This is a genomic window from Actinomycetes bacterium, from assembly GCA_036000965.1.
Classification (GTDB): Bacteria; Actinomycetota; CALGFH01; order CALGFH01; family CALGFH01; genus DASYUT01.
The window spans coordinates 1-24,858 of the sequence record DASYUT010000206.1 but is presented as its reverse complement, the minus strand read 5'-3'; the positions used below and the strand labels follow the sequence as shown (position 1 = coordinate 24,858).

The 24,858-nt window shown below is 73.0% G+C and carries 21 protein-coding genes and 2 pseudogenes; 8 read left to right on the top strand and 15 right to left on the bottom strand.

What is annotated here, in order from left to right; all coding sequences use genetic code 11:
• The 6 genes from VG276_19155 to lepA form a co-directional block, all read right to left on the bottom strand.
• On the bottom strand, positions 1-486 hold the full coding sequence (locus VG276_19155) for a transcriptional regulator (protein ID HEV8651451.1): 486 nt from the start codon (positions 484-486) through the stop codon (positions 1-3).
• Between the two features lie 166 nt (positions 487-652).
• Positions 653-1,384, bottom strand: a complete 732-nt coding sequence (locus VG276_19150; protein HEV8651450.1) for an RsmE family RNA methyltransferase — start codon at positions 1,382-1,384, stop codon at positions 653-655.
• 166 nt (positions 1,385-1,550) lie between these two features.
• A complete protein-coding gene (gene dnaJ, locus VG276_19145) occupies positions 1,551-2,678 on the bottom strand; it encodes a molecular chaperone DnaJ (protein HEV8651449.1) in 1,128 nt (375 codons plus the stop codon).
• Positions 2,679-2,730: 52 nt separating this feature from the next.
• Positions 2,731-3,756: a heat-inducible transcriptional repressor HrcA gene (gene hrcA / locus VG276_19140; protein ID HEV8651448.1), complete on the bottom strand. Its 1,026-nt coding sequence runs from the start codon at positions 3,754-3,756 to the stop codon at positions 2,731-2,733.
• Between the two features lie 369 nt (positions 3,757-4,125).
• Positions 4,126-5,271, bottom strand: a complete 1,146-nt coding sequence (hemW, locus tag VG276_19135) for a radical SAM family heme chaperone HemW (GenBank protein ID HEV8651447.1) — start codon at positions 5,269-5,271, stop codon at positions 4,126-4,128.
• A 160-nt stretch (positions 5,272-5,431) separates the two neighbouring features.
• Entirely contained in the window at positions 5,432-7,240 is a 1,809-nt protein-coding gene (gene lepA / locus VG276_19130) for a translation elongation factor 4 (GenBank protein HEV8651446.1), read from the bottom strand.
• A gap of 241 nt (positions 7,241-7,481) precedes the next feature.
• Between lepA and rpsT the strand changes: the two genes are divergently transcribed.
• A complete protein-coding gene (gene rpsT / locus VG276_19125) occupies positions 7,482-7,748 on the top strand; it encodes a 30S ribosomal protein S20 (GenBank protein ID HEV8651445.1) in 267 nt (88 codons plus the stop codon).
• Positions 7,749-7,847: 99 nt separating this feature from the next.
• Here the strand turns inward: rpsT and holA are convergent, their stop codons facing one another.
• The 3 genes from holA to VG276_19110 form a co-directional block, all read right to left on the bottom strand.
• Positions 7,848-8,825 carry a DNA polymerase III subunit delta gene (gene holA / locus VG276_19120; protein HEV8651444.1) on the bottom strand — a complete coding sequence of 326 codons (978 nt, stop codon included), beginning with the start codon at positions 8,823-8,825 and terminating at the stop codon, positions 7,848-7,850.
• Between the two features lie 198 nt (positions 8,826-9,023).
• Positions 9,024-10,607 (bottom strand): S8 family serine peptidase, encoded by a 1,584-nt coding sequence (locus VG276_19115; protein ID HEV8651443.1) that lies wholly within the window; start codon positions 10,605-10,607, stop codon positions 9,024-9,026.
• 270 nt (positions 10,608-10,877) lie between these two features.
• Positions 10,878-11,309 (bottom strand): ester cyclase, encoded by a 432-nt coding sequence (locus tag VG276_19110; GenBank protein ID HEV8651442.1) that lies wholly within the window; start codon positions 11,307-11,309, stop codon positions 10,878-10,880.
• A 101-nt stretch (positions 11,310-11,410) separates the two neighbouring features.
• Here VG276_19110 and VG276_19105 point away from each other — a divergent pair, with 101 nt between their 5' ends.
• The gene (locus tag VG276_19105; protein HEV8651441.1) at positions 11,411-12,133 is read left to right on the top strand and encodes a helix-turn-helix domain-containing protein; all 723 of its coding nucleotides are present in this window, start codon (positions 11,411-11,413) and stop codon (positions 12,131-12,133) included.
• A gap of 496 nt (positions 12,134-12,629) precedes the next feature.
• Here VG276_19105 and VG276_19100 read toward each other — a convergent pair whose 3' ends face one another.
• Together VG276_19100 and VG276_19095 are read right to left on the bottom strand one after the other, a co-directional pair.
• Positions 12,630-14,195: a ComEC/Rec2 family competence protein gene (locus VG276_19100; protein ID HEV8651440.1), complete on the bottom strand. Its 1,566-nt coding sequence runs from the start codon at positions 14,193-14,195 to the stop codon at positions 12,630-12,632.
• A gap of 151 nt (positions 14,196-14,346) precedes the next feature.
• A complete protein-coding gene (locus VG276_19095) occupies positions 14,347-15,084 on the bottom strand; it encodes a ComEA family DNA-binding protein (protein HEV8651439.1) in 738 nt (245 codons plus the stop codon).
• Positions 15,085-15,554: 470 nt separating this feature from the next.
• On the opposite strand from VG276_19095, the gene VG276_19090 reads away from it, so the two are divergent.
• Entirely contained in the window at positions 15,555-16,163 is a 609-nt protein-coding gene (locus VG276_19090) for a hypothetical protein (GenBank protein HEV8651438.1), read from the top strand.
• 359 nt (positions 16,164-16,522) lie between these two features.
• Positions 16,523-17,821 (top strand): annotated as a pseudogene (locus tag VG276_19085) (IS256 family transposase).
• A gap of 88 nt (positions 17,822-17,909) precedes the next feature.
• On the opposite strand, the pseudogene VG276_19080 reads toward VG276_19085, so the two are convergent.
• Positions 17,910-18,104 (bottom strand): annotated as a pseudogene (locus VG276_19080) (phage terminase small subunit P27 family).
• Positions 18,105-18,949: 845 nt separating this feature from the next.
• Here VG276_19080 and VG276_19075 point away from each other — a divergent pair.
• Entirely contained in the window at positions 18,950-19,174 is a 225-nt protein-coding gene (locus tag VG276_19075; protein ID HEV8651437.1) for a hypothetical protein, read from the top strand.
• Positions 19,175-19,183: 9 nt separating this feature from the next.
• On the top strand, positions 19,184-19,588 hold the full coding sequence (locus VG276_19070) for a type II toxin-antitoxin system death-on-curing family toxin (GenBank protein HEV8651436.1): 405 nt from the start codon (positions 19,184-19,186) through the stop codon (positions 19,586-19,588).
• 3 nt (positions 19,589-19,591) lie between these two features.
• On the opposite strand, the gene VG276_19065 is transcribed toward VG276_19070, so the two are convergent.
• The 3 genes from VG276_19065 to leuS all read right to left on the bottom strand — a co-directional run bounded on the left by VG276_19065 (position 19,592) and on the right by leuS (position 23,360).
• The gene (locus tag VG276_19065; protein HEV8651435.1) at positions 19,592-19,861 is read right to left on the bottom strand and encodes a hypothetical protein; all 270 of its coding nucleotides are present in this window, start codon (positions 19,859-19,861) and stop codon (positions 19,592-19,594) included.
• Between the two features lie 733 nt (positions 19,862-20,594).
• The gene (locus VG276_19060; GenBank protein ID HEV8651434.1) at positions 20,595-20,759 is read right to left on the bottom strand and encodes a hypothetical protein; all 165 of its coding nucleotides are present in this window, start codon (positions 20,757-20,759) and stop codon (positions 20,595-20,597) included.
• Between the two features lie 108 nt (positions 20,760-20,867).
• Complete coding sequence (gene leuS, locus VG276_19055; protein ID HEV8651433.1) at positions 20,868-23,360, bottom strand: leucine--tRNA ligase; 2,493 nt, start codon at positions 23,358-23,360, stop codon at positions 20,868-20,870.
• Between the two features lie 389 nt (positions 23,361-23,749).
• Between leuS and VG276_19050 the strand changes: the two genes are divergently transcribed.
• Together VG276_19050 and VG276_19045 are read left to right on the top strand one after the other, a co-directional pair.
• A complete protein-coding gene (locus tag VG276_19050; GenBank protein ID HEV8651432.1) occupies positions 23,750-23,950 on the top strand; it encodes a helix-turn-helix domain-containing protein in 201 nt (66 codons plus the stop codon).
• A gap of 274 nt (positions 23,951-24,224) precedes the next feature.
• Positions 24,225-24,858, top strand: a 634-nt coding sequence (locus VG276_19045) for a hypothetical protein (GenBank protein HEV8651431.1), incomplete at its 3' end; no start/stop codon positions are given.

Below are 24,858 nucleotides of genomic sequence, written 5' to 3'. Positions count from 1 at the left end.
TCAGTTGAACGCGGGGCGGCGCAACCCTAGATCGGACAGTCGCGCCACCAGGCTCCCCGGGGACTGATCGAGGATAGCGGCAAGCACCCGGACGTCGTCACGCCGGATCGTCAGCACCTTGCCGTTGAAGTCACCCCGCTGCTGCTGGATCAGGGACAGGTAGCGGCCGAGTGTACGCGCCTCCGGCTCCCGTCGGGCCTCGAGGGCCTCGAGGTCGATGCAGACGGCCTCCTCGGCGGCGACCGCTGCGCCCTCGGCCGCCTCCGCCGAGATGCGGGGCAGCAGGTGGTCGACCGGCACGCCGTAGAACATGGCCAGGCGCTGCAGGCGCGGGACCGAGATGCTCCGCTCGCCGCGCTCGTAGGCCCCCAGCACGCTCGCCTTGAACTCCTTGGACGAACGCTCCTCGACGTCGTGCAGCGACAGGCCCTTCTGCAGCCGGATGTTGCGGAGCCGCTCCCCCACCTGCTCCGCGTAGCTGGCCATCCCACACCTCCTGGGCTCGTGGTACGTCGGGGACCGGTAGCGGTGGCCGCCGGCGACCACCCAGTGTGGCGGACTCTAGCATCGGCAGAATGACCCCTTCAATCACCCCGCGAGACGAAATTTCACGAAGGGTGGGGACACGAAGGTGGGGACTCTCCTCGCCCCACTACCCGAGGTGGCCGTAGCGGAACGCGACCGCCGCCGCCGCCGCGATGGCGGCGGTCTCGGCGCGCAGCACGAGCGGCCCGAGCGTGACCGGCACGGCGCCGGCCTCCGCGCACGCGGCCACCTCGCCGGCCTCGAGGCCGCCCTCGGGCCCGACCACCAGGGTGAGCGCGTCGGGCGCGGTCGCCGGCAGCGCCGCCGACAGGGGCTGGCCGCCCTCCTCCCAGCAGACCAGGCGAGGTCCGGGCGAGCCGGCCAGCTGCGCGGCGAGCTCGTCCACGGGCGCGACCACCGGCACCCGGTCGCGGTGGCACTGCTTGGCCGCGGCCAGCGCGATGGCCGCCCAGCGGTCGCGGGCGGCCGCGCGCTTGCGCCCGTCCCAGTCGACCACCGAGCGGCGGCAGACCGCCGGCGCGATGCGCTCCACCCCGAGCTCGGTCAGCTTCTGCACCACGAGGTCGAGCCTGCCGCCCTTGACCAGCGCGGCCACCACGGTCAGGGCGGGGCGCCTGGGCGGCACCACGCGCACCGCCTCGACCCGGGCCCGCACCTCGCGGCGGTCGACGGCCACCGCCGTGGCCTGGGCGACCCGCCCGGCACCGTCGCCCAGCAGCAGCCGCTCCCCCACCTTCAGGCGCAGCACCTGGAGCGCGTGGCGGGCCTCGTCGCCCCGCACGACCGCGACCTCGCCGGTCAGGTCGGCCGGGTCCACGAAGAACTGGGGCGCGCTCACGGGTCCGAGTGGCTCCCCCCAGGGAGCCGGTCGGGTATCAGCGACTGTCCGACTTGCGAACCAGCAGGTGTGGTCATGACCTGCGCGTCTTCCGTGCCGGCAGAAGCGCAGTCAGCCCGGTCGGGATACCCGACCGGCTCCCCAGCCGGCCAGCAGGGGTGCGGGGTCAGCGTCCGGAGCCCTTGAAGCGGGCGAAGAGGCCGGCCGGCTGGGGGTTGACCGCCTCGCCACGCAGGTCGGCGAGCTGGCGAAGCAGCCGCCGCTCCTCCTCGGAGAGGTCGTCGGGCGTCTGCACGGCCAGCTCCACGAGCAGGTCGCCGCGGCCCCGGCCGTCGGTGTGGGGCACGCCACGCCTGCGGAAGCGCTTCACCGTGCCCGGCTGGGTGCCCGGCTCGACGTCGATGATCTCCTCGCCGTCGAGGGTGACCAGGGTCACCATGCCGCCCAGGGCGGCTACGGTCATCGGCACCGGCATGCGGCAGAGCAGGTTGTCGCCGTCACGCTCGAACACCTTGTGGGGCGCGACCACGAGCCGGACGTAGAGGTCCCCGGGCGGCCCGCCGAACTCCCCGGCGTGCCCGCGGCCGTGGTAGCGGATCTGCATGCCGCCCTCGACCCCCGGCGGGATCTCGATGGTGAGGCTGACCTTGTCGGCCACCCTCCCCTGGCCGCGGCACTTCGCGCACGGGGTGAGCACCTCCTGGCCGCTGCCCGAGCACGCCCCGCAGGTGGTCGTGGTCACGAGCTGGCCGAGCAGGGACTGGCGCACGGTGCGCTGCTGGCCGCTGCCGTGGCAGGTGCGGCAGACGGTCGGCTCGGTGCCCGGCTCGGCGCCGCTGGCGTGGCAGCGCGGGCAGCCGATGGCTGCCACGTACTCGAGGTCTCTGGACGCGCCGAACACGGCCTCGGTGAACTCCAGCGAGAGCCGCTCCTCCACGTCCTCGCCGCGGCGGGAGCGGGACCGGCGCCGGCCCCGTCCGACGAAGGGGTCGCCGCCGCCGAAGAACTCCCGGACCACCTCGTCGAAGGTGCCGAAGCCGAAGCCGAACGGGTCGCCCATGGACGGCCCCTGGCTGTCCATGCCCGCCTCGCCGTAGGCGTCGTAGCGCTGCCGTTTCTCGGGGTCGCTGAGCACGCTGTAGGCCCGGTTGACCTCCTTGATGCGCTCCTCGGCGGCGGCGTCGCCGCCGTTGACGTCCGGGTGGTACTGGCGTGCCAGCTTCCGGTAGGCGCGCTTGATCTCGTCGGACGTGGCATCGCGGCCGACGCCGAGCACCGCGTAGTAGTCGGTCACCCGTCTCCCCTCGACCTTGCAAGCGTCATCCGGAACGATGCCACAGCGTGCCTCACCCGACGTCGTCGAGCACGTCGCCAAGGTACCCGGCGACGGCCTGGACCGCCGCCATGGCGCGCAGATAGTCCATCCTGGTCGGGCCGAGCACCCCGATGCTGCCGGCCGCGTCGCCGGCCAGATAGGTCGAGGTCACGAACGAGCAGGCCTCCATGCCCTCCACCGGGTTCTCCGCCCCGATGATGACCGACACCCGGTCCTTGCCGAGAGCGGCCTGGAGCAGGCGCAGGACCAGCACCTGCTGCTCGAGCGCCTGGTAGACGCGGTGCACGGTCTCGATGCCGTCGAACCCGCCCGGCCCGGCGATGTGGGCCTGGCCGCCGACCCAGACCCGCTCGCTGGTCTGGTCGCCGACCACCTGGCCGATCGCGTTGACCAGGGTGGTGAACAGGACCTGGCGGTGCGGGGGGACCTCCTGGGCCATGGCGGACAGGACCAGCTCGGCCCGGTCCAGCCGTTCGCCGACGAGCGTCTCGTTGAGCTGGCGGCGCAGGTCCTCGAGGTCGCTGGCGCTCACCTCGCTGGCCGTCTCGACCAGGCGCTTCTCGACCCGGCCGGTGTCCATGATGAGCACCATCATGATGACGTGGCGTCCCAGGCCGATGAGCTCGACGTGGCGGACGCGGGAGCGGTCGAGCGAGGGCGGGGCCACCATGGCCGTGTAGCGGGTCAAGCTGGCGAGCAGCACCGAGGTCCGGCGCAGGGTCTCTTCGAGGTCGGCGGCGCCCTCGAAGTACCGCACGATCGCCTCCTCCTGGGCACGCGCCAGCTTGCCGACTCCCGACAGCGAGTCGACGTAGAAGCGGTAGCCACGATCGGTGGGGACCCGGCCCGCGCTGGTGTGCGGGTGGCTCAGGTAGCCCTGCTCCTCAAGGGTGGCGAGCTCGTTGCGGATGGTCGCAGCGGACACCCCCAAGGCGTAGCGCTCGGCCAGGGTCTTGGACCCCACCGGCTCGGCGGTCTGGATGAAATCGTGCACGACGGCGCGCAGCAGCCGCGCCTTTCGGTCATCGAGGTTCATGGCCGTCCTTCCCACCGGCAGAGTAGCACTCTGCCTGGGGGAGTGATGACCAGGACGACCCTGGGCCACCGCTGCCGCCTGGGGCTACCGCTGCTGCCGCCGCCGAAGGCTACCGCCCCCGCCGGGGGCCACCGCCCCCGCCGGGGGCCACCACACCCGCCGGGGGCCACCACACCCGCCGGGGGCCGCCGCTGCCGCGGGGCTACCGCTGGCGCCGGGGCATGGGCAGCAGGCCGCGCTCCAGCGCCCGGGTGACCGCGGCGGTCCGGTCGTCGACGCCGAGCTGCTGGTGTCCTGCTCAGCCACCGGGGCGGCCACCGGCGGCGCCTCCACCCGGGCGGGTTACGGGCAGAGCTGCTGGTGTCCTGCTCAGCTGGCGAGGCGGGTCACGACCTCGCCATGCAGGAACATGCCGGGCTCGGTGAGGGCGACCCGGGGGCCGCTGGCGAGCAGGCCGGCGGCGCGCAGCTCGGCGACCTCGGCCCCGTCCGGGTCCACCCCGAGCTCGCGGGCCTCGGCCGGGTCGAGGCCGTCGGCGGTGCGCAGCCGCAGGGCGAGCAGCTCGAACGCGGCCTGTGCGGTCGACAGCTGCTCCTGCCCGGCGGTCGGGCGCCGGCCGTCTGCGACCGCGGCCAGGTACTCGGGCACGCCAGGGACGTTCCAGCGCCGGACCCCGCCGGTGAACTCGTGCGCCCCGGCGCCGAGCCCGAGGTACGCGCCGCGCCGCCAGTAGGTGAGGTTGTGCCGGCTGGCCCGGGCGGGCAGGGGCCCGGCCGCGCGCCGGGGGTCGTCGCGGGCCCAGTTGGACACCTCGTAGTGGCGGTAGCCGGCCCCGGCCAGGGTGGCGCAGGTAGTCTCGTAGCGGTCGGCCAGCAGGTCCTCGTCCGGTCCGGCCATGCGGCCGCTGGCCACCAGCCGGCCGAACTTGGTGGCCGGCTCGATGGTGAGCGCGTAGGCCGACAGGTGCTCCGGGCCGAGCCCGACCGCGGCAGCCAGGCTGGCTGCCCAGGAGGCCTCGTCCTCGTGCGGGCAGCCGAAGATCAGGTCGAGGTTGACCGCCTCGATTCCGGCCGCGCGCAGCGCCGCCACCGCCCGGCCGGTCTGGGCGGCCCCGTGCGGCCGGCCCAGAGCGTCGAGCACGCGGTCGTCGAAGCTCTGGGCCCCCATCGACACCCGGGTCACCCCGGCCGCGGCCAGCCCGTCGGCGACCGCCCGGTCGACGGTCTCCGGGTTGGCCTCGACGGTGACCTCGGCGTCGGGCGCGACCTCGAGCAGTTCGCGGAGCCGGTCGAGCACCCGGGCGAGGTCGCCCGGGGGCAGCAGGGTGGGCGTGCCCCCGCCCACGAACACGCTGGTGACCACCTGTCCGGTCTCCGGACCCAGGGCGGCCGTGGCCAGCTCGGCCTCGGCCAGCAGCGCGGCCGCGTAGGGACGGCGCAGCCCCTCCATGCCGGTGTAGGTGACGAAGTCGCAGTAGTGGCAGCGGGTCAGGCAGAACGGCACATGCACGTACACACCGAAAAGCGACCGCCTTGCGGACCGGTGCAGGCTCGCACCGTGCTCGTCGAGGCCGGCGCCAACCCGGGGGGCCGATGCCGGAGCGGGAGCCAGGGAGGGTTCGGGGAGGCGCCATCTGCCCCCCCGATGGATCGGGCCGACCTCGGGTGTCGTGGTGCTAGCTCTCATCGGTCCTGAGGGCGGCCACGAACGCCTCCTGGGGCACCTCGACCCGGCCGATCTGCTTCATCTTCCGCTTGCCTTCCTTCTGCTTCTCCAGCAGCTTGCGCTTGCGGGTGATGTCGCCGCCGTAGCACTTGGCCAGCACGTCCTTGCGCCGGGCGGAGATCGTCTCCCTGGCGATCACCCGCGAGCCGATCGCGGCCTGGATGGCCACCTCGTACAGCTGCCGCGGGATGAGCTGCTTGAGCCTGGTCGCCATGGCCCGCCCGTACGCGTACGCCTTGTCCCTGTGGACGATGGCTGAGAACGCGTCGACCGGCTCGCCCTGCAGCAGCAGGTCGACCTTGACCAGGCTGGCCTCCCGGTAGCCGCTCGGCTCGTAGTCGAGCGAGGCGTACCCGCGCGTCCTCGACTTCAGCTGGTCGAAGAAGTCGAAGATGATCTCGGCCAGCGGGAGCTGGTAGCGCAGCTCCACCCGCTCCTCGGACAGGTACTCCATGGTGTCCAGGACGCCCCGGCGGCTCTGGCACAGCTCCATGACCGCGCCGATGTAGTCGGACGGGCAGAGCACCATGGCGGCGACGTACGGCTCCTCGATGCGCAGGATCGCGTTCGGCTCGGGCAGCTCGCTGGGGTTGGACACCATCACCGTCTCCCCGGTCACCGTCGACACCCGGTAGGCCACGTTCGGCGCGGTGGTGATCAGGGCGAGGTCGAACTCGCGCTCGAGGCGCTCGCGCACGATGTCCATGTGCAGCAGCCCGAGGAACCCGCAGCGGAAGCCGAACCCGAGGGCGGTCGAGGACTCCGGCTCGTAGACTAGGGCCGCGTCGTTGAGGCGGAGCTTGTCGAGCGCCTCGCGCAGGTCGGGGAAGTCGTCCCCCTCGATCGGGTAGAGCCCCGAGTACACCATCGGCCGGGGCTCCCGGTAGCCGGGCAGCGGCTCGGCGGCCGGGCGGGCGGCCGTGGTCACGGTCTCCCCCACGCTGGCCTGGCGCACGTCCTTGACCCCGGGGATGAGGTAGCCGACCTCGCCGGCGGCGAGGTCGGCGGTGACCACCGCCTCGGGCGCGAACACCCCCACCTCCTCGGCCTCCGACACCCCGCCGGTCGCCATCATGCGGACCCGGTCGTTGCGGGCCAGCCGGCCGTCGACCATGCGCACGTAGGTGATGACGCCCCGGTAGGGGTCGTAGAGCGAGTCGAACACCAGCCCCCGGGCTGGCGCGTCCGGGTCGCCGGTCGGCGGCGGCACCCGGCGCACGACCGCCTCGAGCAGGTCGGGCACGCCCTGCCCGGTCTTGGCCGACACGCGCAGCATGTCGGCGGCTGGAATGCCGACCACCTGCTCGATCTCGCGCGCGACCCGCTCGGGCTGGGCGGCGGGCAGGTCGATCTTGTTGATCACCGGGATGATCGCCAGGTCGGCCTCGAGGGCCAGGTAGAGGTTGGCCAGCGTCTGGGCCTCGATGCCCTGGGCGGCGTCCACGAGCAGCACGGCGCCCTCGCAGGCGGCCAGCGCGCGCGAGACCTCGTAGGTGAAGTCGACGTGCCCGGGCGTGTCGATCAGGTTCAGCACGTAGTCGAGCCCGTCGGCGGCGGTGTAGGACAGGCGCACGGCCTGGGCCTTGATGGTGATCCCGCGCTCGCGCTCGAGGTCCATCTTGTCCAGGTACTGGGCGCGCATCTGGCGCTCGCTGACCGCGTGGGTGAGGTCGAGCAGGCGGTCGGCCAGGGTCGACTTGCCGTGGTCGATGTGGGCGATGATGCAGAAGTTGCGCAGGCGCGCGAGGTCTGTGGTCATTGGCGGAGGGGTGGTGCGTGGTGCCGGGGACGGGCCGCTGGGCCGCGTCCCCGGGTGCCCGGCCGGATGGCGAGCATACCATCGCCGCAGGCAGCGCCCGCCGCGGTGATTGAGCCGCTCGGAACGGGTGTGCTACCGTCTCACGGTTGTCCTCGACGGCGCGCGGCCCTCCCGCGGGACGGGGCCGTGCCGGCCGAGCCTCCTGATCAAGCACTGCTGCCCTCACGGGAGAGGTACCTCGTTGGCGAACATCAAGTCCCAGATCAAGCGGAACCGGCAGAACGAGGCGGCCCGGATGCGCAACAAGTCGGTCCGCTCCGCGCTGAAGACGCACGCCCGGCGCGTGCGCGAGAGCCTGGCTGCCGGCGACCGCGACGCGGCCGAGTCGGCCTACCAGCGCGCCGCCCGCGCCTACGACAAGGCGGCCAGCAAGGGTGTCATCCACCGCAACAACGCCGCCAACCACAAGTCGCGCCTTGCCAAGGCCGTGAACGACCAAGGCGAGTAGCGCGCCGCGAGACCCGCGAGGGCGGCCCGGTGGCCGCCCTCGACGCGTAGGGAGGCGACGGGATGGTTGTTCAGTGGCCGCCTAGCGGCGGGCGGCCTCCTAGCGGCGGGCGCCGGCGGCGGCCAGGCGGGTGACCACCAGCTCAAGGAGCAGGCGGGGCGGCAGGCTGCCGTTGCGCACCTCGGCGTCGGCCTCGGCGATCACGTCCATGCCCCGGCGCAGGTCCTCGGGCCGGAACTTCCTGGCCTGGCGCCGGGCCCGCTCGACCTGCCAGTCCCGGGTGCCGGGGCCGAGGAGCTGGGCGACCTGGCTCGCGGGCGCGCCCGGGTGGTCGGCCACCCTGAGCAGCAGGCGGAGCTGGCGGGCGAGCATCCCGAGCAGCCCGAGCGCGTCCTCGCCCTGGCCCAGCAGGGAGTCCAGGTGCCCGAGGGCGGTGGCGGCGTCCCCGGCGAAGACCGCGTCGGTCAGCTCGAACACGCCCCGGTCGGCGGTCTGGCTCAGGAACTCGGCCACGTGCGCCGCGGTCAGCGGGGCCGGCGGGGGGACGGCCACGTGCAGCTTGGCCACGGCACCGGCCAGCTCGCGCAGGTCCTGGCCGACGGTGTCGACGAGCGCGGCGAGCGCCGCCTGGTCGGCCTGGCGGCCGAGCCGGCGCACCTCCGACCGCAGCCAGCTCGTCCGCTCCGACGGCTTGAGCCGGTCGGCCAGCTTGACGGCGGCGTGCTGCTGCACCTCCTTGAAGAACTTGGCCTGGCGGCCGACGCCGGCCGCCCGCAGCACCAGCACGGTGCCCGGGCTCGGGTCCCTGGCCGCGCCGAGCACGGCCGACCGCGCCGTGGCGTCCAGGGCCTCGGCGTCGTGGATCACGACCACCCGGCCCCCGCCGAACAGCGACGCGGTGGCCAGGTCCATGGCGAACCCGTCGGGCAGGGCGCCGGCGCGCACCTCCTCGACCGTGGTCTCCGGCCCGAGCTCGCCGACCGCGGCGCCCACCGCGTCGGCGACCGCGCGCTCGGCCAGCAGCTCCTCCTCCCCGAGGACGACGGTGACCGGGGCGAGCCCCTGACGTGACGGCATCCCCGGATCCTACCCGCCCGGGCACCCGGGCGGACCGGCAGGCCCGGTCCGCTGGCGCGGCGAAGTGGTCGGCAAGGCGCGGGAGAACCAGCGCCGCCTCGGCCTCGGCAGATCGGTCCACCCTGCATGAGGGCCGGGCTACATCCGTAGCCGGGCCCTCATGCAGGCTCGGCCCCCGCACCTGAACGTGACGCCGGGCTACCGCTGCCCTGCTGCCAGGGCGTCCACCAGTCCGCTGCCGTAGAAGTTGGTGTGGCCCTGGCCGCCGGTGCACTGCCTGGGCGCGGCGAAGGGATCCTGCTGCTCCTCACAGACCTTCGGCATGGCCGTGTTCTGCATGCGGGCGATCACCGCCAACGGCGGCATGCCGGGATGGGCCGCGCGGATCAGGGCGGCCACACCCGCCGCGTGCGGTGAGGCCATGGACGTGCCTTGGATCCAGCCGTACAGGGCGCAGACGGTCTGGCCGCCGACCGGTGCGCAGTCCTCCACCAGCCGCCGCAGCGTGGTGTTGAGCAGCGGCGCCTTGGAGCCCCAGGCGTTCAGCACCCGCCCGAAGGGGTTGGGGGCCTGCCCGGAGGAGCCGCCCGGCGCCGTCACGTCCACCGCGGCGTTGCCGAAGTTGGAGTAGAACGACAGGATGCCCTGGGGTCCGATCGCCGAGACTGTGGCCACCCAGGGCAGCTCCCCGGGCAGCACGACGCACTGGTTGCCGACGTTCCGGGTGACCGCCGCGCCGGGCGGGAAGTCGGGGCTGAGCTCGTCGGTCTCCGGGTGGGCCAGATCGGTGGCCTCGTTGCCGGCCGCGGCCACCACCACCACGCCATGCTGGGTGGCGTACCTGGTGGCGCGGGAGATGGCCTTCACGATCGCGCGCTGGTCGGCCTGGTTGCGGCAGTTGAACAGGAAGGGGTCGGCGAACAGGCTCATGTTGGCGACGTCAAGGCCCTTGTCGCCGGCGTAGATGAGGGCGTCCACCACCTCCTGGGTGAAGCAGAAGCCCGCTGCGGTGCAGACCTTGAGGCTGACCAGGGTGGCGTCCGGCGCGACCCCGGCCACCCCGATCCCGTTGCTCGGCGCCGCGGCGATGCCCGCCACGTGGGTGCCGTGGCCGAAGACGTCCTGGGTGGCGGACTTCGTCTGGCAGGCCGGACCGGTCGGGTCGATCTCCTCCGGCACGGCCGTGGGGTTGCCAGGCGTGATGAACGAGCAGGACAGGCCTAGGTCGAGGTTGGGGGCGATGTCCGGGTGGGTGAAGTCCACCCCGGTGTCGATGATCCCGATGGTGGCGCCCGCGCCCCGGTTCACCGCGTAGGAGCCAGCGGGGCTTGCGTTGATCATGCGCATGTCCCACTGGCAGGCCGACAGCCGGTCGGGCCCCACGCCCACCGAGACCCCGTACTGGGCCGCGCAGTCGGTGGCCATCTGGGGCCCGGGAACCGGGGGCGGGGCCTGGGTGATGCTGAGCGGCTGCAGCTGCCAGCCCCCATCGCTGCCGACCTCCTCGACTGCTCCCGAGGAACCAAGCGTGGACGCAAAGGCAGGGTCGCTCGAGCTGACCCGGGCGATGCCGAGCTTGTCGCGCTTGAGCACCTTGCCCCCGGCGCGCTCGATCGCCCTGAGGCCCGACGCCTGGTCGCTCTCCTTGAGCACGACCAGGTAGCTGGCCTCTTGGCCCGACCCTCCCGTCGAAGCCGAGACCCCCGGCACGGCGAACGACGCGACGGTGAATACCGCCACCGCAGCGGCGAGCATCCCTCGTCTCAGGAGATGGTTGGCCATGGCAGCCTCCTCCTCTTGGGATCCACCGGCCCAGCCTGGGAGCCGGTCTGCCACCGGGCGAACCCGGCGTCGGAGGCAATTGGAACCCGAAACCGGAAGCCAGGCAATCTGGAGAAGGGTAGTCGCCGGTCAGGGCACCTGTCAGCTGAGCGCCGCAGGCACCCTTACCCCGAAGTGCCTTCACTGCCGCAGAGGTCACTGACTGCCAAGGGCATTTGCGGAGTCAAGGGACGGCATCGGCCCGTGACGGCCACCAGCCCGCAGCAACCCTCAGCCGGCCTGGCTCGGGACCGCGCCGAGTTGGCGCATCAGGGCGAGGTCGTCGCGGACCGCCCAGTGCTCGACGCCTTTGCCGTCCTCGAAGCGGACGATGTGGACTTGGCGGAAGGCGAAGGGCCGGTTGGTCGGGGCCAGGCCCAGGAACTTCCCGGTGTGCCGGCCGCTGAAGGTGCAGTGCACGGCGACGGTGTCGCCCTCGGCGATGACCCGGTGGATCTCGTAGCGCCGGTCGGAGAACGCCCCCGCCAGCCACAGCATGGTCTGGGTCATGCCGTCCAGCCCCTGCGGCGCGCCGGGTGGGGCCTCGTGGTTGACACAGTCGGGGTGCACGACCTCGGCGAGCCCGGCGACGTCGCCGTTGGGGAAGATCTCCTCCAAGGTCCGGCGTGCCGTGGCCTTGATGCCTTCGGTGTCTTGGGACATGACCCGCTCCTCCCTTGCCGTGGCCTGGGCCACGGCAGCTCCCCCGCTCTGCTAGAATCTAGTAGAATGAGGCTGATTTGATGTCATGAGGATGCTACCGAATGAGTGAGGATGTCAAGCCCCGCCGCCGCTACAACGCCACCCGCCGCCAGGCCCAGGCCGCCCAGACCCGCCAGGACATCCTGACCGCCGCCCACCAGCTGTTCCTGGAACGCGGCTACGCCGGGGCGACCCTCGCCGGCATCGCCCAAGCCGCCGGCGTGGTCGTCGAGACGATCTACCGCGCCTTCGGCAGCAAGACCGAGCTGTTCAAGGCCGTCGTCCGGGCCGCCGTCGCCGGCGGCGCCGCCCGCGCCGCGGTCCCGGTCGAGCAGCGCCCAGCCATCCAGGCCGTGATCGCCGAGACCGACCCGCACCGCCAGCTCGCGCGCTACGCCGCCACCCAACCCGGCATCCACGCGCGGGCGGGACCACTGCTGCGCGTCCTGGTCGGCGCGGCCGCCGCCGACGCCGACCTCGCCCAGGTCTGGGCCCAGCTGGAGGACGAACGCCTGACTGGGATGACCCGCTTCGCGCAGCTGCTGGCCGACCGTGGCGTCCTGCGCGCCGGCCTGTCAGTCCAGGACGCCCGCGACGTGCTGTGGACGCTCAACTCCCTGGCCGTCCACGACCTGCTCGTCGTGCAGCGCCACTGGCCACCCGAGCGCTACCGCGACTGGCTCGCCGCCACCCTCGCCCGAGCGCTCCTGCCCGACCCCCAACCGCCAACTCGACCGCGACAGCCGCGGCCCCGACACCCCCCGCAGCCGAACAGCTCCGGCTGATCGCGCAGCACCACAGGATCGCTCAAGCCCTCCCACCGTCGGCAAGCATCACGGCCCCCAGTGACAGACCAATGGCCATCCACCCGGCATGCCATGACAGCGCCGGGTGAATTCCAGCCGGTCGGCTAGCTCGCCCATGCGGCTTGGAGCGCCTCGAGGGTGTCGGACAGCCCGGCGAGGGCCTACTGCCGCTCGCCTCTGGCGAGTTGCCGCTCCGCGTGCTGAATCCGCGTCTGGATCCTCGGCCTGCCGCTGCCCACGCTCGGTCAGCGGCCGGGCCAGCTCGGACGGGCCGCCCGCGGCCGGTACGACCGACTCGGCGTGGCGCACCAGGAGGATCTCCAGTTCGGCCGGCACACCAGCATGCTACCGGGCAAGGGTCCCCGGAGGGCCGGGAACCGCCCGAGGTCGTGTGGCACCGCGCCGCCCGCCGGGCGCCGGGGGAGCTTCGTCCAGGGGGGCTGGGTCGCACCGCGCTGCCCGTCGGCGCCGGCTGTCACCTGTGCACCCGCCGGCGGCGCTCGGCGGCGCGGCGGTCGAGGATGCGGGCCCGGCGGCGGGCGAGCGCCAGCAGGGCGGCCGCGAGCGCGGCTGGGCCCAGGCGGGCGGGGCCGGTCAGCTCGGCCGAGGCGCCGGGCAGGCCGGCCGCCAGGTGGGCGACCCAGACCAGGGCGGCCAGGAACGGGCCGGCGAGGCGGCAGGCGAGCGCGGCCACCGCCGGCGCGACCGGGGCGGCGGCCGCGGCGACCACGCCGAGCAGCATCGGCCCGGACGCCAGGGGCAGGGCGAGCAGGTTGGCCGGCAGGCTGGCCGGCGACACCCGCCCAAGCGCGAGCGCGAGCACAGGCAGTGCGGCGGCCTGCGCCCCGAGCGTCATGCCGATCCCGAGCCGGACCCGGTCGGGCAACCGGCCGGGCAGGACCCGCGCGACCGGCGGGCCGACCCACAGCACCCCGGCGGTCGCCGCCACCGACAGCCGGAACCCGAGCGAGCCGAACAGGCCCGGGTCGGCGAGCAGCAGGAGCAGCACGGCCAGGCAGAGCGAGCGCCGGCCGCCCGGACCGCGGCCGGTGGCCACCCCGAGCAGCACGAGCACGGCCATCACACCGGCCCGGAGCACGCTTGGCTCCCATCTGGTCAGGAACACGAACAGGCCGATCAGCACCACGCCGATGACGACGAGCAGCGGGCGGCCCGCGCCGAGCAGGACCGCGATCCCGAGGCCGGCCGCGAGCACGACGGCCAGGTTGGACCCGCTCACCGCGACCAGGTGGGTGAGCCCGGCCGTCTCGAACGCGGTGCCGAGGTCGCCCGGGATGCGTGAGGTGTCGCCGAGCGCCATGCCGACCAGGAGCCCGGCCCGCTCGGGCGGGAGGCTCGCCGCCGCCTGCTCGCGCGCTGCCGCGCGCACCGCCTCGCTGGCCCGCAGCGGTCCTGGGGCCGGCCGGGACACCGACAGCACGACGGGACGGCGCAGGGTGACGGGCGGCTGCCGCCCGAGCCGGTCGGCCCGGCGCGCCCGCGCTACCCGGGCCCGGAGGCGCAGCCGGTCTCCGACCGCGAGCGGGCGCGTCCGGTCGCCGTCCAGCGCTACCCCGGCCCGCTCACGCGTCCGCCATGCCCGCCCGTCGAGCTCGACCCGGCTGATCGACAGCACCACCCACCGGCCCCCGAACCGTGTCGCACGCGGCTCCTCGGCCACCCGGGCGTCCACCACCACCGTGCCGCTGCCGAGGCCCGGCAGCACGCCCGCCCGTACCGCGGCCGCCCGGGCGCCCGCCACGGCCGCACCCGCGCACATCAGGGTGGCGAACGCGAGCACGCCGGCCAGGACCGGCCGCCCTGCCAGGCCGGGACGCCGGCCCGCGAGCGTTGCCCCGTCCGGTCGTGCTGTCACTGTCCCGGCCGGCCGACTCGCCGAGCCGAGGCGGCGGCCGGCGAGCAGCCCGCCGGCGAGGCAGGCCGTCGCGACCGCCAGGCCGGCGACCACCGGCGGGCGGCCCACTAGCTCGAACCGGGCGCCCGCTGCCACCCCGGCCGCGGCGGCGACCGCGAGCGCCACCCCGTCCGGGTCTGGGCTACGTGGTTCGGGCCCCTGAGGGCTACCACCCAAGGGGTCCGAACCACGACCTACGGGGCCCACGGCAGTCCGGTCGGGACCGGCGGGACGGAGCAGGGCGTGTGGACATCCGGTGCCGGGCCGGCCGGGATCGTCACCCGACCGTCACCAGGTCCTTGAGGACGGCGAAGCGGCGGTCGCCGATGCCGTCGACCTGGCGGAGCTCCTCGACCGACCGGAACAGGTGCGTGGTCCGGTAGGCGACGATCCGGTTGGCGGTCACCTCGCCGACGCCGGGCAGGGCGTCGAGCTGCTCGACGGTAGCGGTGTTCAGGTCGACCGGCCCGGCGGGCGCGCCACTGGTCCCGCCCCCGCCGCCCGTGGCGGCGGGTGGCGGTGGGTGCTCGCCGCGGGCCGGGACCCGGATCTGCTCGCCGTCGACCACCTTCCTGGCCAGGTTGACGGCGTCGAGGTCGGCGCCCGGGGCCGCGCCGCCCGCGGCCTGGACGGCGTCCAGGACCCGGCTGCCCGCGGGCAGCCGGACCACCCCGGAGCGCCGCACCCGGCCGACGACGTCCACGGTGACGGTCTGGCCGGCCCCGGCCGGTCCGGCGCCGCCCCCTGGCGTGACGGCGGGCAAGGTCCCGCCGACCGGCCCGGCGCCGTACGCCCCCGCCTGCTCGTCCGGGCCGGCCAGACTCGGCTGGTTCGCGCCCACGGGGGGGCCGGCCGGGCGGGCGGCGCCGCGGGCCCAGAGGGCACCCGCGCCGGCCAGCGCGACCAGCGCGATGACCGCGACGGCGGCGCCCTGGCGCCCGACGCCCGCGAGCAGCCCCGCGAGCCGGGTGCGCCAGGACTCCGGCGGCAGGACGAACGGCGGCTGGGTCGGCATGCTGGTCCTCCCGGTCCTGCCGGGCCGCCGGCACGGCGGCCCGGTCGGGTGTCAGTGGCATGCCGACCGTAGCCCGCCCCGGGCCCGCCGTCCTCGGGCCGTCCACAGCCTCCAACCTGCCGGTGGGGCTGACGGCAATGCCGGTCAGCCACCGCTCCGCGTCGCGCACACACGACATGCTCCCAGGTCAGGACGGTGCTTCCCAGATCAGGGACGGTGCTTCCCAGATCAGGGACGGTGCTTCCCCGCCTGGCTGACCGGCATTGGGGCCAAGGGCGCGCCGCCGGACAACCTGGCCAGGTCGAGTGCGCTCACCTCGGGACGCTGGCGCTGGAACGACCAGGTTGTCGGCCGGCGAGCCCTAACTAGGCGCCGGGAACCGGGCGACGATCAAGGAGTGCGATGACTAGGGCGGGGCGACCCTAGTTCCTGAAATTTCGCGCCCGCCTGAGGCCGATCTCTCCACCAGCATGATGATCGAGGAGCGCCTCGCCCACGGCTACGCCGAGCTGGCCGACCTGTACCAGCGCCTCTTCCGGGTGACTGCACGCGGTCAGGCGGTCGCCTTCACCGGCCGGGTCCGCGGCGGTGAGCCGGAGACCGCGCCGACCAACGTGCTCATCATCGACGCCATCACCGCGCTCGAGCAGCTCGTGCTCGACCTGGAAGCCGGGCTGCGTGACGCGCTCGGCTTCGCCCAGGCTCAGTACGTCGCCCGCGGCGACCGGGAGCACGGCGGCTGGGCGCTGGACCCGCGCGTGGGGGCGGCGCTGGGCTGGCTGGCCGACGCCGCCACGACCGTGGTGGCGGCTGGCTACGGCGAGCACTGCGTCGGGCTGCTGTACGGCAACGCCGACACCCGCGGCGCCATCCCGCAGGCGCGCAGCCTGCTCGGCCTGTCGGAGCGGCCGGTGCGCTTCCAGCGTGACTGCCCCATGTGTGGCTGCCGGTCGCTGCTCGCCCCGCGGCCGAGCCAGGGCGTGGTGGTGTGCGTGAACCCCCCCTGCCGCGACGCCGAGGGTCGCCAGCACCGCTGGTCGGTGGACGACTGGTCGCCATACGCGGTAAGCCCGGCATGATCGTGCGCGACACCGCGCTCGTCGACACGCTCGCGGCGGGGGTCGCGGTCGGGAGCCAGCCAGCTCGCATCCGCCAGTGGGCACACCGCGGGCTGCTCGCCTGTCAGGGGCGCGACCATCGGGGCCGGGCACTGTACCGACTGGCGGACGTCTACCAGGTCGATCTTTCGGTGGAGCGCTGGCGGTCGAGCTTGATGTTGCCGGCGGGGTCGGTGCGGACCACGAGGTTGTCAGCCATCCACCGCATCACCGGGTTGCGAGGTTGTCCCGAGGTCCGTGGGATTTGCGGTGGGGTCCTCCCCGGAGCGCCTGACATGCCACGCTCCGAGGACCGCCAAGTCCAAGGAGGAGGACCCCGCATGCAAGACTCCCACACCCACGTGTCGGCCGACGACACCGCTGGCGACCCCAGCCCGCTGCGGCTGGCCGGTGCCGGGGCGCTTGGGCTGCCGGAGCGGCTGGCCGGCCGCCTGGATGAGCACCTGGCCGCCTTCGTGGCACACATGCGCCAGGGGCTGCTGGCCGCCTCGACCGCGGTCGGCCTTGAGGTCATGGATGAGCTGATGGCCGCGGAGGTGACCGAGGTGGCCGGGCCGAGGGGCAAGCACGACCCGCAGCGGGTGGCGATGCGGCACGGCACCCAGCCTGGCACGGTCACCCTCGGCGGGCGGCGCCTTGCCGTCCGCCGACCGCGGGTCCGCACCACCGGCGCCGGCGCCCACGAGGTCCAGCTCGAGTCCTACACCGCGTTCACCTCGACCGACCTGCTCGCTGAGGGGATCGTGGCCAGGATGCTGGCGGGGCTGTCCACCCGCCGCTACCCGGCCGGGTTGGAGCCGGTCGGCCAGCAGGTCGACGCCCAGGCCAGCGGGACCAGCAAGTCGGCGGTCTCGCGCCGGTTTGTGACGGCGACCGCCGAGCGGCTGAGTGAGCTGCTGGCACGGCGGCTGGACGAGGAGCGCTGGCTGGTGGTGTTCCTGGACGGCTTCGGGATGGGTGAGCACCTGCTGGTCGGCGCGCTGGGCGTGACCGACGACGGCACCAAGGTCCCCCCCGGGGTGGTGGAGGGCACCACCGAGAACAAGGCAGTCTGCACCCGCCTGGTGGCTGACCTGGCCGAGCGTGGCCTGGACGCCTCCCGGGGTGTGCTGTTCGTCATCGACGGCGGCAAGGCCTTGGAGCGGGCGATCCGAGCCGTGTTCGGCCGCAAGGCGCTCATCCAAAGGTGCCGTCAGCACAAGGAACGAAACGTCACTGACCACCTGCCCGAGGCCGAGCGGCCGCTGGTCCAGCGGCGGCTGCGCGCCGCCTGGGCACTGGCCGACGCCGACCACGCCCAGCACGAGCTGGAAGCGCTCGCCCGCAGCCTTGACCGCCAGCGGCCCGGCGCTGCCGCCTCCCTGCGCGAGGGGCTGGCCGAGACCCTGACCGTCACCCGGCTGGGCGTCGGCGGCAAGCTGCTGCAGACCGTGGAGTCGACCAACCCGCTCGAGTCGATGATCGAGATCATCCGCGACCACGCCGGCCGGGTGAAGCGCTGGAGCTCAGGCGAGATGGCGCTGCGCTGGGCCGCCGCCGGCATGCTCGCCGCCGAAGCGCAGTTCCGCCGCGTCAAGGGCTTCCAGGAGCTGCCCCAGCTCGCCCTGGCACTGGAGCGGGCCACCGCCGACGAGCCCGGCCGCTCGACCTGGCTGTCGGTGCCTGACCGTAGGATCCATCATGGAGGCCCCACCGAAATCCAACGGCGAGCGGGACATCCTCCAGCTCGGGCACGACCCGGCGCCACTCGGCCTTGGCCTCACGGTCCAGCCAGGTCGGCGGCTCCGGGGCGTCGCGGACGAACTTCGGGCCTTCGTTGACCGGCCGCCCGGCCGAGTCCTTGCCCGGCCCGCAGCCATTGAGCAGCTTCAGGCGCGCCGGCTTCGCGACCGTGCCAGGCATGGACCATTCCTCCTGAATGCGCCATAGCGCGGCGTGTGGATCAGCGTTACCGTCCAGCGGGTGCCTGTTTGCTCCGTCTGCTTCTGCCCGGCCACCACCACCAACGACACCGCCGCAGGGAGGAACACTCTGCGATGCCTCGTCGGCGGAGAGTCCGTCCCACTATCGTGCTGGTGGCGCTGGTCATGCTCGGGCTCGCGTTCCCCACGGTGCTGGTAGCGATTGTGGAGAGCTACGAAGGCCCACCAGCCACGCCGACCACCACGCTCAGTGCCTGCTGGGAAGGCACCGCTAGGTACGAAGGCAAGATGGCCGGCGGCTCCCAGTGGAATGGCTTCTTCACGGGGCGGCCGTCCGCAGGGCCAACGGTGCTGCGCCGAGGCGTTCGAGCGGTCGGACGTGCCTCACGACCTGCGGACGGCAGCGTGGCAACCGTTCCTCGACGCCTGCCTGCACGCAAGGAACAACAGCACCTGGGGGCCAGATGCCACCCAGCCCTAACCACCCGACCTGCCGCAGGACGCTGCTGCAGCACGCCCGCAGCGCCCTCCCCAGCTAGTCCACGACCGACCTGCCGGGGGAAAGAACCCTTTCTGAATCGCGACCTGCTGTGCACGGGTGCGTCTGCCCACCCGGCGGTCTTCTGGCCCCGAAACGCCGCGATTCGGACGCCCTGGTGGCTTGCGACCGAGGTGGCAAGGTGGCAGACTAGCCACGCCCGAGGGCCGTCACGCAGGGTTGCACGGTCGATCTGCCCTCCCCTGCATGACGTCGGTCGATCAGACCGACGGCCGGTTGACCACCGACCATCGCCCCAACCGACTCGAGAGGTAAGGATGTGCCCCATGTCCGCTGACAGCAGGAAGGCGATGACACTGCGCCTTCCACCCGAGCAGGCCAGCACCCTTGAAGCGGTCGCCCAGGTCAACGGCGTGACCGTGGCCGAGGAAGTCCGCGCGGCGATCCAGGCTCGGATCGACGCCCTACGCGCCGACCCGGACTTCCAGGCCCGGCTCCGTGACCACCTCGAGCGCAACCAGGAGATCTTGAAGGGACTGGCCTCCACATAGGAGGCATCAATGCCCACGCCGCCGCACGACGTGCAGTACCTCGACCTGGCCGACTACCTGTACCTGGCTGGGGCCGCACTGGATGTCGCGCCTGAGGATCTGTTCCACACCACCGACCTCGCCCTAGCGGAGTCCGCGCTGCACGCGCCGGCCGCGACCTTCGCAGGGATCGAGTTCTATGGCGACCTGGTGAGCAAGGCCGCGGTCTTGGTGATCCGCCTGGCCAAGAACCACCCGCTGCTCGACGGCAACAAGCGCGCGGCGTACCTGGCCATGCTCGAGTTCCTGGCGCGCAACGGACGGCGCTTCGTGGCCGCCGACGTGGACCAGACCATCGACATGATGGTCAAGATCGCTGGCAGCGCGGTTGGCCAGGACGAGGTCGAGGACTGGATCCTGCGCCAGCTCGGGTGACCGTCACGTCGGGGCGGGCAGCGCGGCGAGGGTGGCCAGCTCGTCCACAGCCTCGACGGCGACGAGCACGATCACCTCATCGGCCGCGCAGGGCACGCCGAGCACGGACTCGGGGTCGCCGAGGCACGCCGCCGGGAGACCGACCAGCCGCCAGCCCGTCTCGCGCGCCTGCTGGTGCATCGTGTCGAGCACCGCGGCCAGGGTCCGGGCGAGCGCGGCCTCGTCGTCAACGAGCGCGCACGGCAGCGGCACGGCGCAGCGGAGCAGCGGCATGCGGGTCCCTTTGGTCGGTGCGGGCGCGGCCGAAGCCACCGTCGACCCGGACGGTGCGCGAGTTGTGGCAGGGGCCGCAGCGGGGCTTGAGGCGGTGCCAGGCATCGGGGTCGGGCACACCCATCGCGACAAGGTCGCGCCGGGCAACGGGGTCGTGGTCGGGGACGGTGGCGGGGGCACCGCAGTCGATGCAGATGGGGTGCGCCGCCAGGTAGGCCGCCGATGTCTGCTGCCACGCCGTGCCATAGCCCCGGCGGGCGGCCGAGCCGCGGCGGCGTTCCTCGGCACGGGCGTGCGCAGGGCAGCGGCGGCCACGGGCGACCAGCGCGGGACAGCCGGGCGCGGCACAGGGGCGCGCGGGTGCGGTGGGCATCAGGATCATGACCGAGCCGGAGACGCGAAACGGCCGGTGGGCACCGGCCGCTGGGCAGAGTCGTCCTGCTCGCGTGGAGTGTGACAGGCACCCGATTTGCTCGTCAAACACCGCCGCCGTACCGCACGGGGCGAGGTTCGCGGCGGGCCTTCTCGACGGCGCCATTGCCGCCGTCATGGCCCTGGACCGGGCGCTGCGGCACGCCCACCGCGCCCGGTCGGCCTATCCGTGATTTGTTGGATCCGGCACGACGGAGGGAGCCCTCATGCTCGCTACCTGCAGAAGTCCTCCTCCAGGCTGCCGACCGCAAGGGCACGCGACCTGCGCCTTTCCCGAACTCAACAAACCACCGTTAATTAACTAACGGCGGATCCGCCTGGCGAGGGCGCGCAGGCCCCGGCCGAGCAGGATGAGCAGCCTCATGAGCAGGTCCTCGGGCTTGCCCGGGCTGCCATGGGCGCTGCTGTCGGCGATGAACGGCTGGTTCGGGTCGGGCTGACGGGCTGCCCGCTCGGCGTCGATCATCGCGGTGTCCTCCAGGGACCGCGGCAGCTGACGATGCCAAGCATGCTCGGCTGGAGCATCGCTGTCGAGCGGCCTGCAGGGAATCCTCCGCCATCAGCGGAGAGGACGTCACCTCGCGGTGACGACGTTGACGAGCTTGGGGGGCACGACCACGACCCGGACGACCGGCCGGCCGCCCATGGCGGCCCTGACCTTGGGCGAGTCGAGGGCGGCCGCCCGCAGGGCGTCCTCGCCGGTGTCGGGTGCGACCTCGATCCGGTCGCGCACCTTGCCGTCGACCTGCAGGACGCAGGTGACGCGCTCGGTGCGGACCAGCTCGGCGTCGTACGCGGGCCAGCGCCGAAGGTGCACCGAGGTGGAGTTGCCGAGCACCCGCCACAGCTCCTCAGTCACGAACGGGGCCAGGGGGGCGAGCAGGAGCACCAGCCGCTCGGCGGCCTCGCGCCGCTCGGCCGCGCTCCCCCGCGCCTGCCTGAGCGCGTCGGTCAGGCCGTTGGTGAGCACCATCAGCTTGGAGATGGCGGTGTTGAAGCGGAACCGCTCGAGGTCGTCGGTGACCCCCTTGGTGGTGCGGTGGGCGAGCCGCACCAGCTCCGGGTCGGGCGCGCCCTCCTTTCCGCGCGACTGTACGCCGTGGACCGCGCGCCAGACCCGCTGGACCCAGCGGGTGACGCCCTCGGTGGACACGTCGGCCCAGTCGACGTCGTCCTCGAACGGGCCGGCGAACAGTATGGTCAGGCGGGCCACGTCGGCGCCGTGCTCGTCGATGATGGCGGAGGGCTCGACCAGGTTGCCGCGCGACTTGCTCATGGCGGCGCCGTGCATCACGACCATGCCCTGGTTGAGCAGGGCCTGGAAGGGCTCGGTGAAGGGGACCAGCCCGAGGTCGTGCAGCACCTTCACGAAGAAGCGGGAGTAGAGCAGGTGCAGGATGGCGTGCTCGATCCCGCCGGTGTACTGGGGCACCGGCATCCACCTGGCCACCCGCTCGGGGTCGAACGGGCGGTCGGGGTCCAGCCCGGTGTAGCGGAGGAAGTACCAGGAGGAGTCGACGAACGTGTCCATGGTGTCGGTCTCGCGCCGGGCCGGGCCGCCGCAGCTGGGGCAGTCCACGTTGACGAACGCCTCGGAGGTGGCCAGCGGCGAGCGGCCCTTGGGCTTGAACTCGGTGACGTCGTCGGGCAGCAGCACGGGGAGCTGATCGTCGGGGACGCCGACCTCGCCGCACTCGGGGCAGTGGATGATGGGGATGGGGCAGCCCCAGTAGCGCTGCCGCGAGAGCAGCCAGTCGCGCAGGCGGAAGTTGACCGCGAACCCGCCGAGCCCGCGCGCTTCGAGGTCGGCGGTGATCCGCTGGATCGTCTCGTCGGCTGGGAGCCCGTCGTAGGGGCCGGAGTTGACCATGACCCCGTCGTGGCCCATGGCGTGGGTCATCGTGCCCGGGTCCAGGGGCGGCGCCGGCACCCACTCCTCGGTCGTCGCGTCCCATTGCCGCTCGGGCTGGACGACCACGCGCACGGGCAGCCCGTACTTGCGGGCGAACTCGAAGTCGCGCTGGTCGTGGGCTGGCACTGCCATGATGGCGCCGGTGCCGTAGTCGGTGAGCACGTAGTCGGCCGCCCAGACCGGGATGCGCTCGCCGTTGACCGGGTTGACCACGTGCACGCCGAGGAACACGCCCTCCTTGTCCCGCTCGGTGGACAGCCGCTCGACCTCGGTCTCGCGCCCGACCCGATCCCGGAAGGCGATGAACTCCTGCTCGTAGGGGCCGCCGGCGACCAGCCGGGCGGCCAGCTCGTGCTCGGGGGCGAGCACGAAGAAGGTGGCCCCGTACAGCGTGTCGGGGCGGGTGGTGAACACGCGCACTGTCTCGCCCGTCTCGGCCACCGTGAAGTCGACGTGAGCCCCTGTCGAGCGCCCGATCCAGTTCCGCTGCATGGTGAGGACCTTGTCGCTCCAGTGGCCCTCGAGCCCGGCCATGTCGTCGAGCAGGCGCTCGGCGTAATCGGTGATCTTGAAGAACCACTGGGTCAGCTCGCGCTTCTCGACCAGGGCGTCGCAGCGCTCGCAGTGGCCGTTGATCACCTGCTCGTTGGCGAGCACGGTCTGGTCGTTGGGGCACCAGTTGACCGGCGAGGCCTTGCGGTAGGCGAGGCCGCGCTCCCAGAAGCGCAGGAACAGCCATTGCGTCCAGCGGTAGTACTCCGGGTCGCTGGTGTTGAACGCGCGCGACCAGTCGAACGAGATCCCGAGCCGGCGGAAGGTGGCCCGCTGGGTGTCGATGTTCTGGTAGGTCCACGTCTTGGGATGGGTGCCGCGCTTGATGGCGGCGTTCTCGGCCGGCAGGCCGAAGGAGTCCCAGCCGATCGGGTGGAGGACGTTGTTGCCCTGCATCCGCCTCAGGCGCGCGATCACGTCGCCGCCGGAGAACGCCTCGAGGTGGCCCATGTGGAGGTCGCCGGAGGGGTAGGGGAACATGTCGAGCGCGTAGAACCGCGGGCGGGTCGTGTCGCTCTCGTCCGCCCGGTACAGCGCCTGCTCCTCCCAGGCCGCCGACCATTTGGGCTCGGCCTGCTGCGGGTCGTACCGCTCCGCGTCCACCGTGGGGTCCACCTCTCCTGACAAGTTCGGCCCAGCCGTTCTTTTTTTCTTCCTCCGAGCCAGCATAACAGCAGGCCAGCCGTGGTCTGGCATGGTACTGGATCGAGGGGATCGGCCCATATCGGGTGATCGCCTCTGGACATCCCGACCGGAGCAGTGCAAAGTCTCCGCCCATATCGACGAAGTCGTTCAAGCCGGACGTAGCTCGCTAGGTGGCAAGCGGGCATCGCCCCCATACGTCCCATCTGAGGGGAGGCAGGATGGTATCCGCTCGCAGGCGGGTCGGGGCTCCCAGCCCCTATCGTGCGGCGCTGCAGAACTGGCAGCAGCCGCGCGCGTACGAGCCTCAGCTTCGCCCCAGCAGTGCACCTCCTACCGACGACATCGAGGTGCTCCTGCGCACCACCGAGGTCGCGCGCAGGCTGCAGGTGAGCGCCCGAACGGTGCTGGCCTGGGCACAAGCTGGGAAGCTGCCGAGCATCCTGACGCCGGGCGGCCACCGCCGGTATCCGGTCCAGGGTGTGGAACAGGTACTGGCCACCATGACCGCCGCCGGCGAGCAGCGCATCGACGAGGATCGCCGCCGCTAGCTCGACCCGTCGGGGAGCCGGTGCCGGCGTGCTCACACGCGCCAGCGCCGGCTTCCCGATCCGGTTCACGACCGGGCCGATGCCGCATGCCGATCGGCCTTCTGCGCCACTGGGTTGACCTGCGCCACTGGGTTGACCTGCGCCACCGGGTTGACCTGCGCCACCATTGGGCAGTCTGGGCCATTTCCATCGGCGTGGTGGCCAGTTCGCGGCGATGGGCTTTCTGGCACCCGGTGCTTGTTTGGCCCGGAAGATCGGTGATATGTCTGCTCTCGTGAGCCTTCCGACCACCGCAGCATGGGTCTGGCACACCGGCCCGCGGCCGGTTCCCGGCCTGGACGCGGTGTTCGTGCGTTGCGCCAACGGGGCCAGCGGCGCCGGGAGCGGGAACTTCGACTTCGCCCGTAACTGGCGGAGGTGGAAGGCGGATGGCCGCACCCGGGTGATCCCCTGGACCTGGTTCGGTCCGCCGTCGAGCTCCAACGGCTCGGCCTGCGCCGACGTGCTGCACCAGATCGCCCCGGGCGAGCCGGTCTACATCGTCGACATCCAGTACGACCCGCCCGCCGACCAAGTGGTCACGTTCGCCAGGCGGATGCGCAAGCTCGAGCCGAGCGCCAAGCTCGGCTTCACCAGCTACCCCACCCGGGCCGAGGCGGAGGGCAGAGGCGGCGTCCCCTGGGACACGTGCGTGGACGCCTTCGACTTCGGCCTGCCCCAGGTCTACAACGCGAGGCAGCGCGCCTCACTGCTCAAGATGAACAGCCCGGTCGTCGCGGACATGGGCGGCAAGCCGATCCACGTGGCCGTGTTCCCCGACGCCGACGCCGGCTGGGCGGAGAGCGCGCAACTCGGACTCCTGCGCCACCTGGGCACCTCCGCGTGGTCGCTCGACCAGTCCAGCTTCG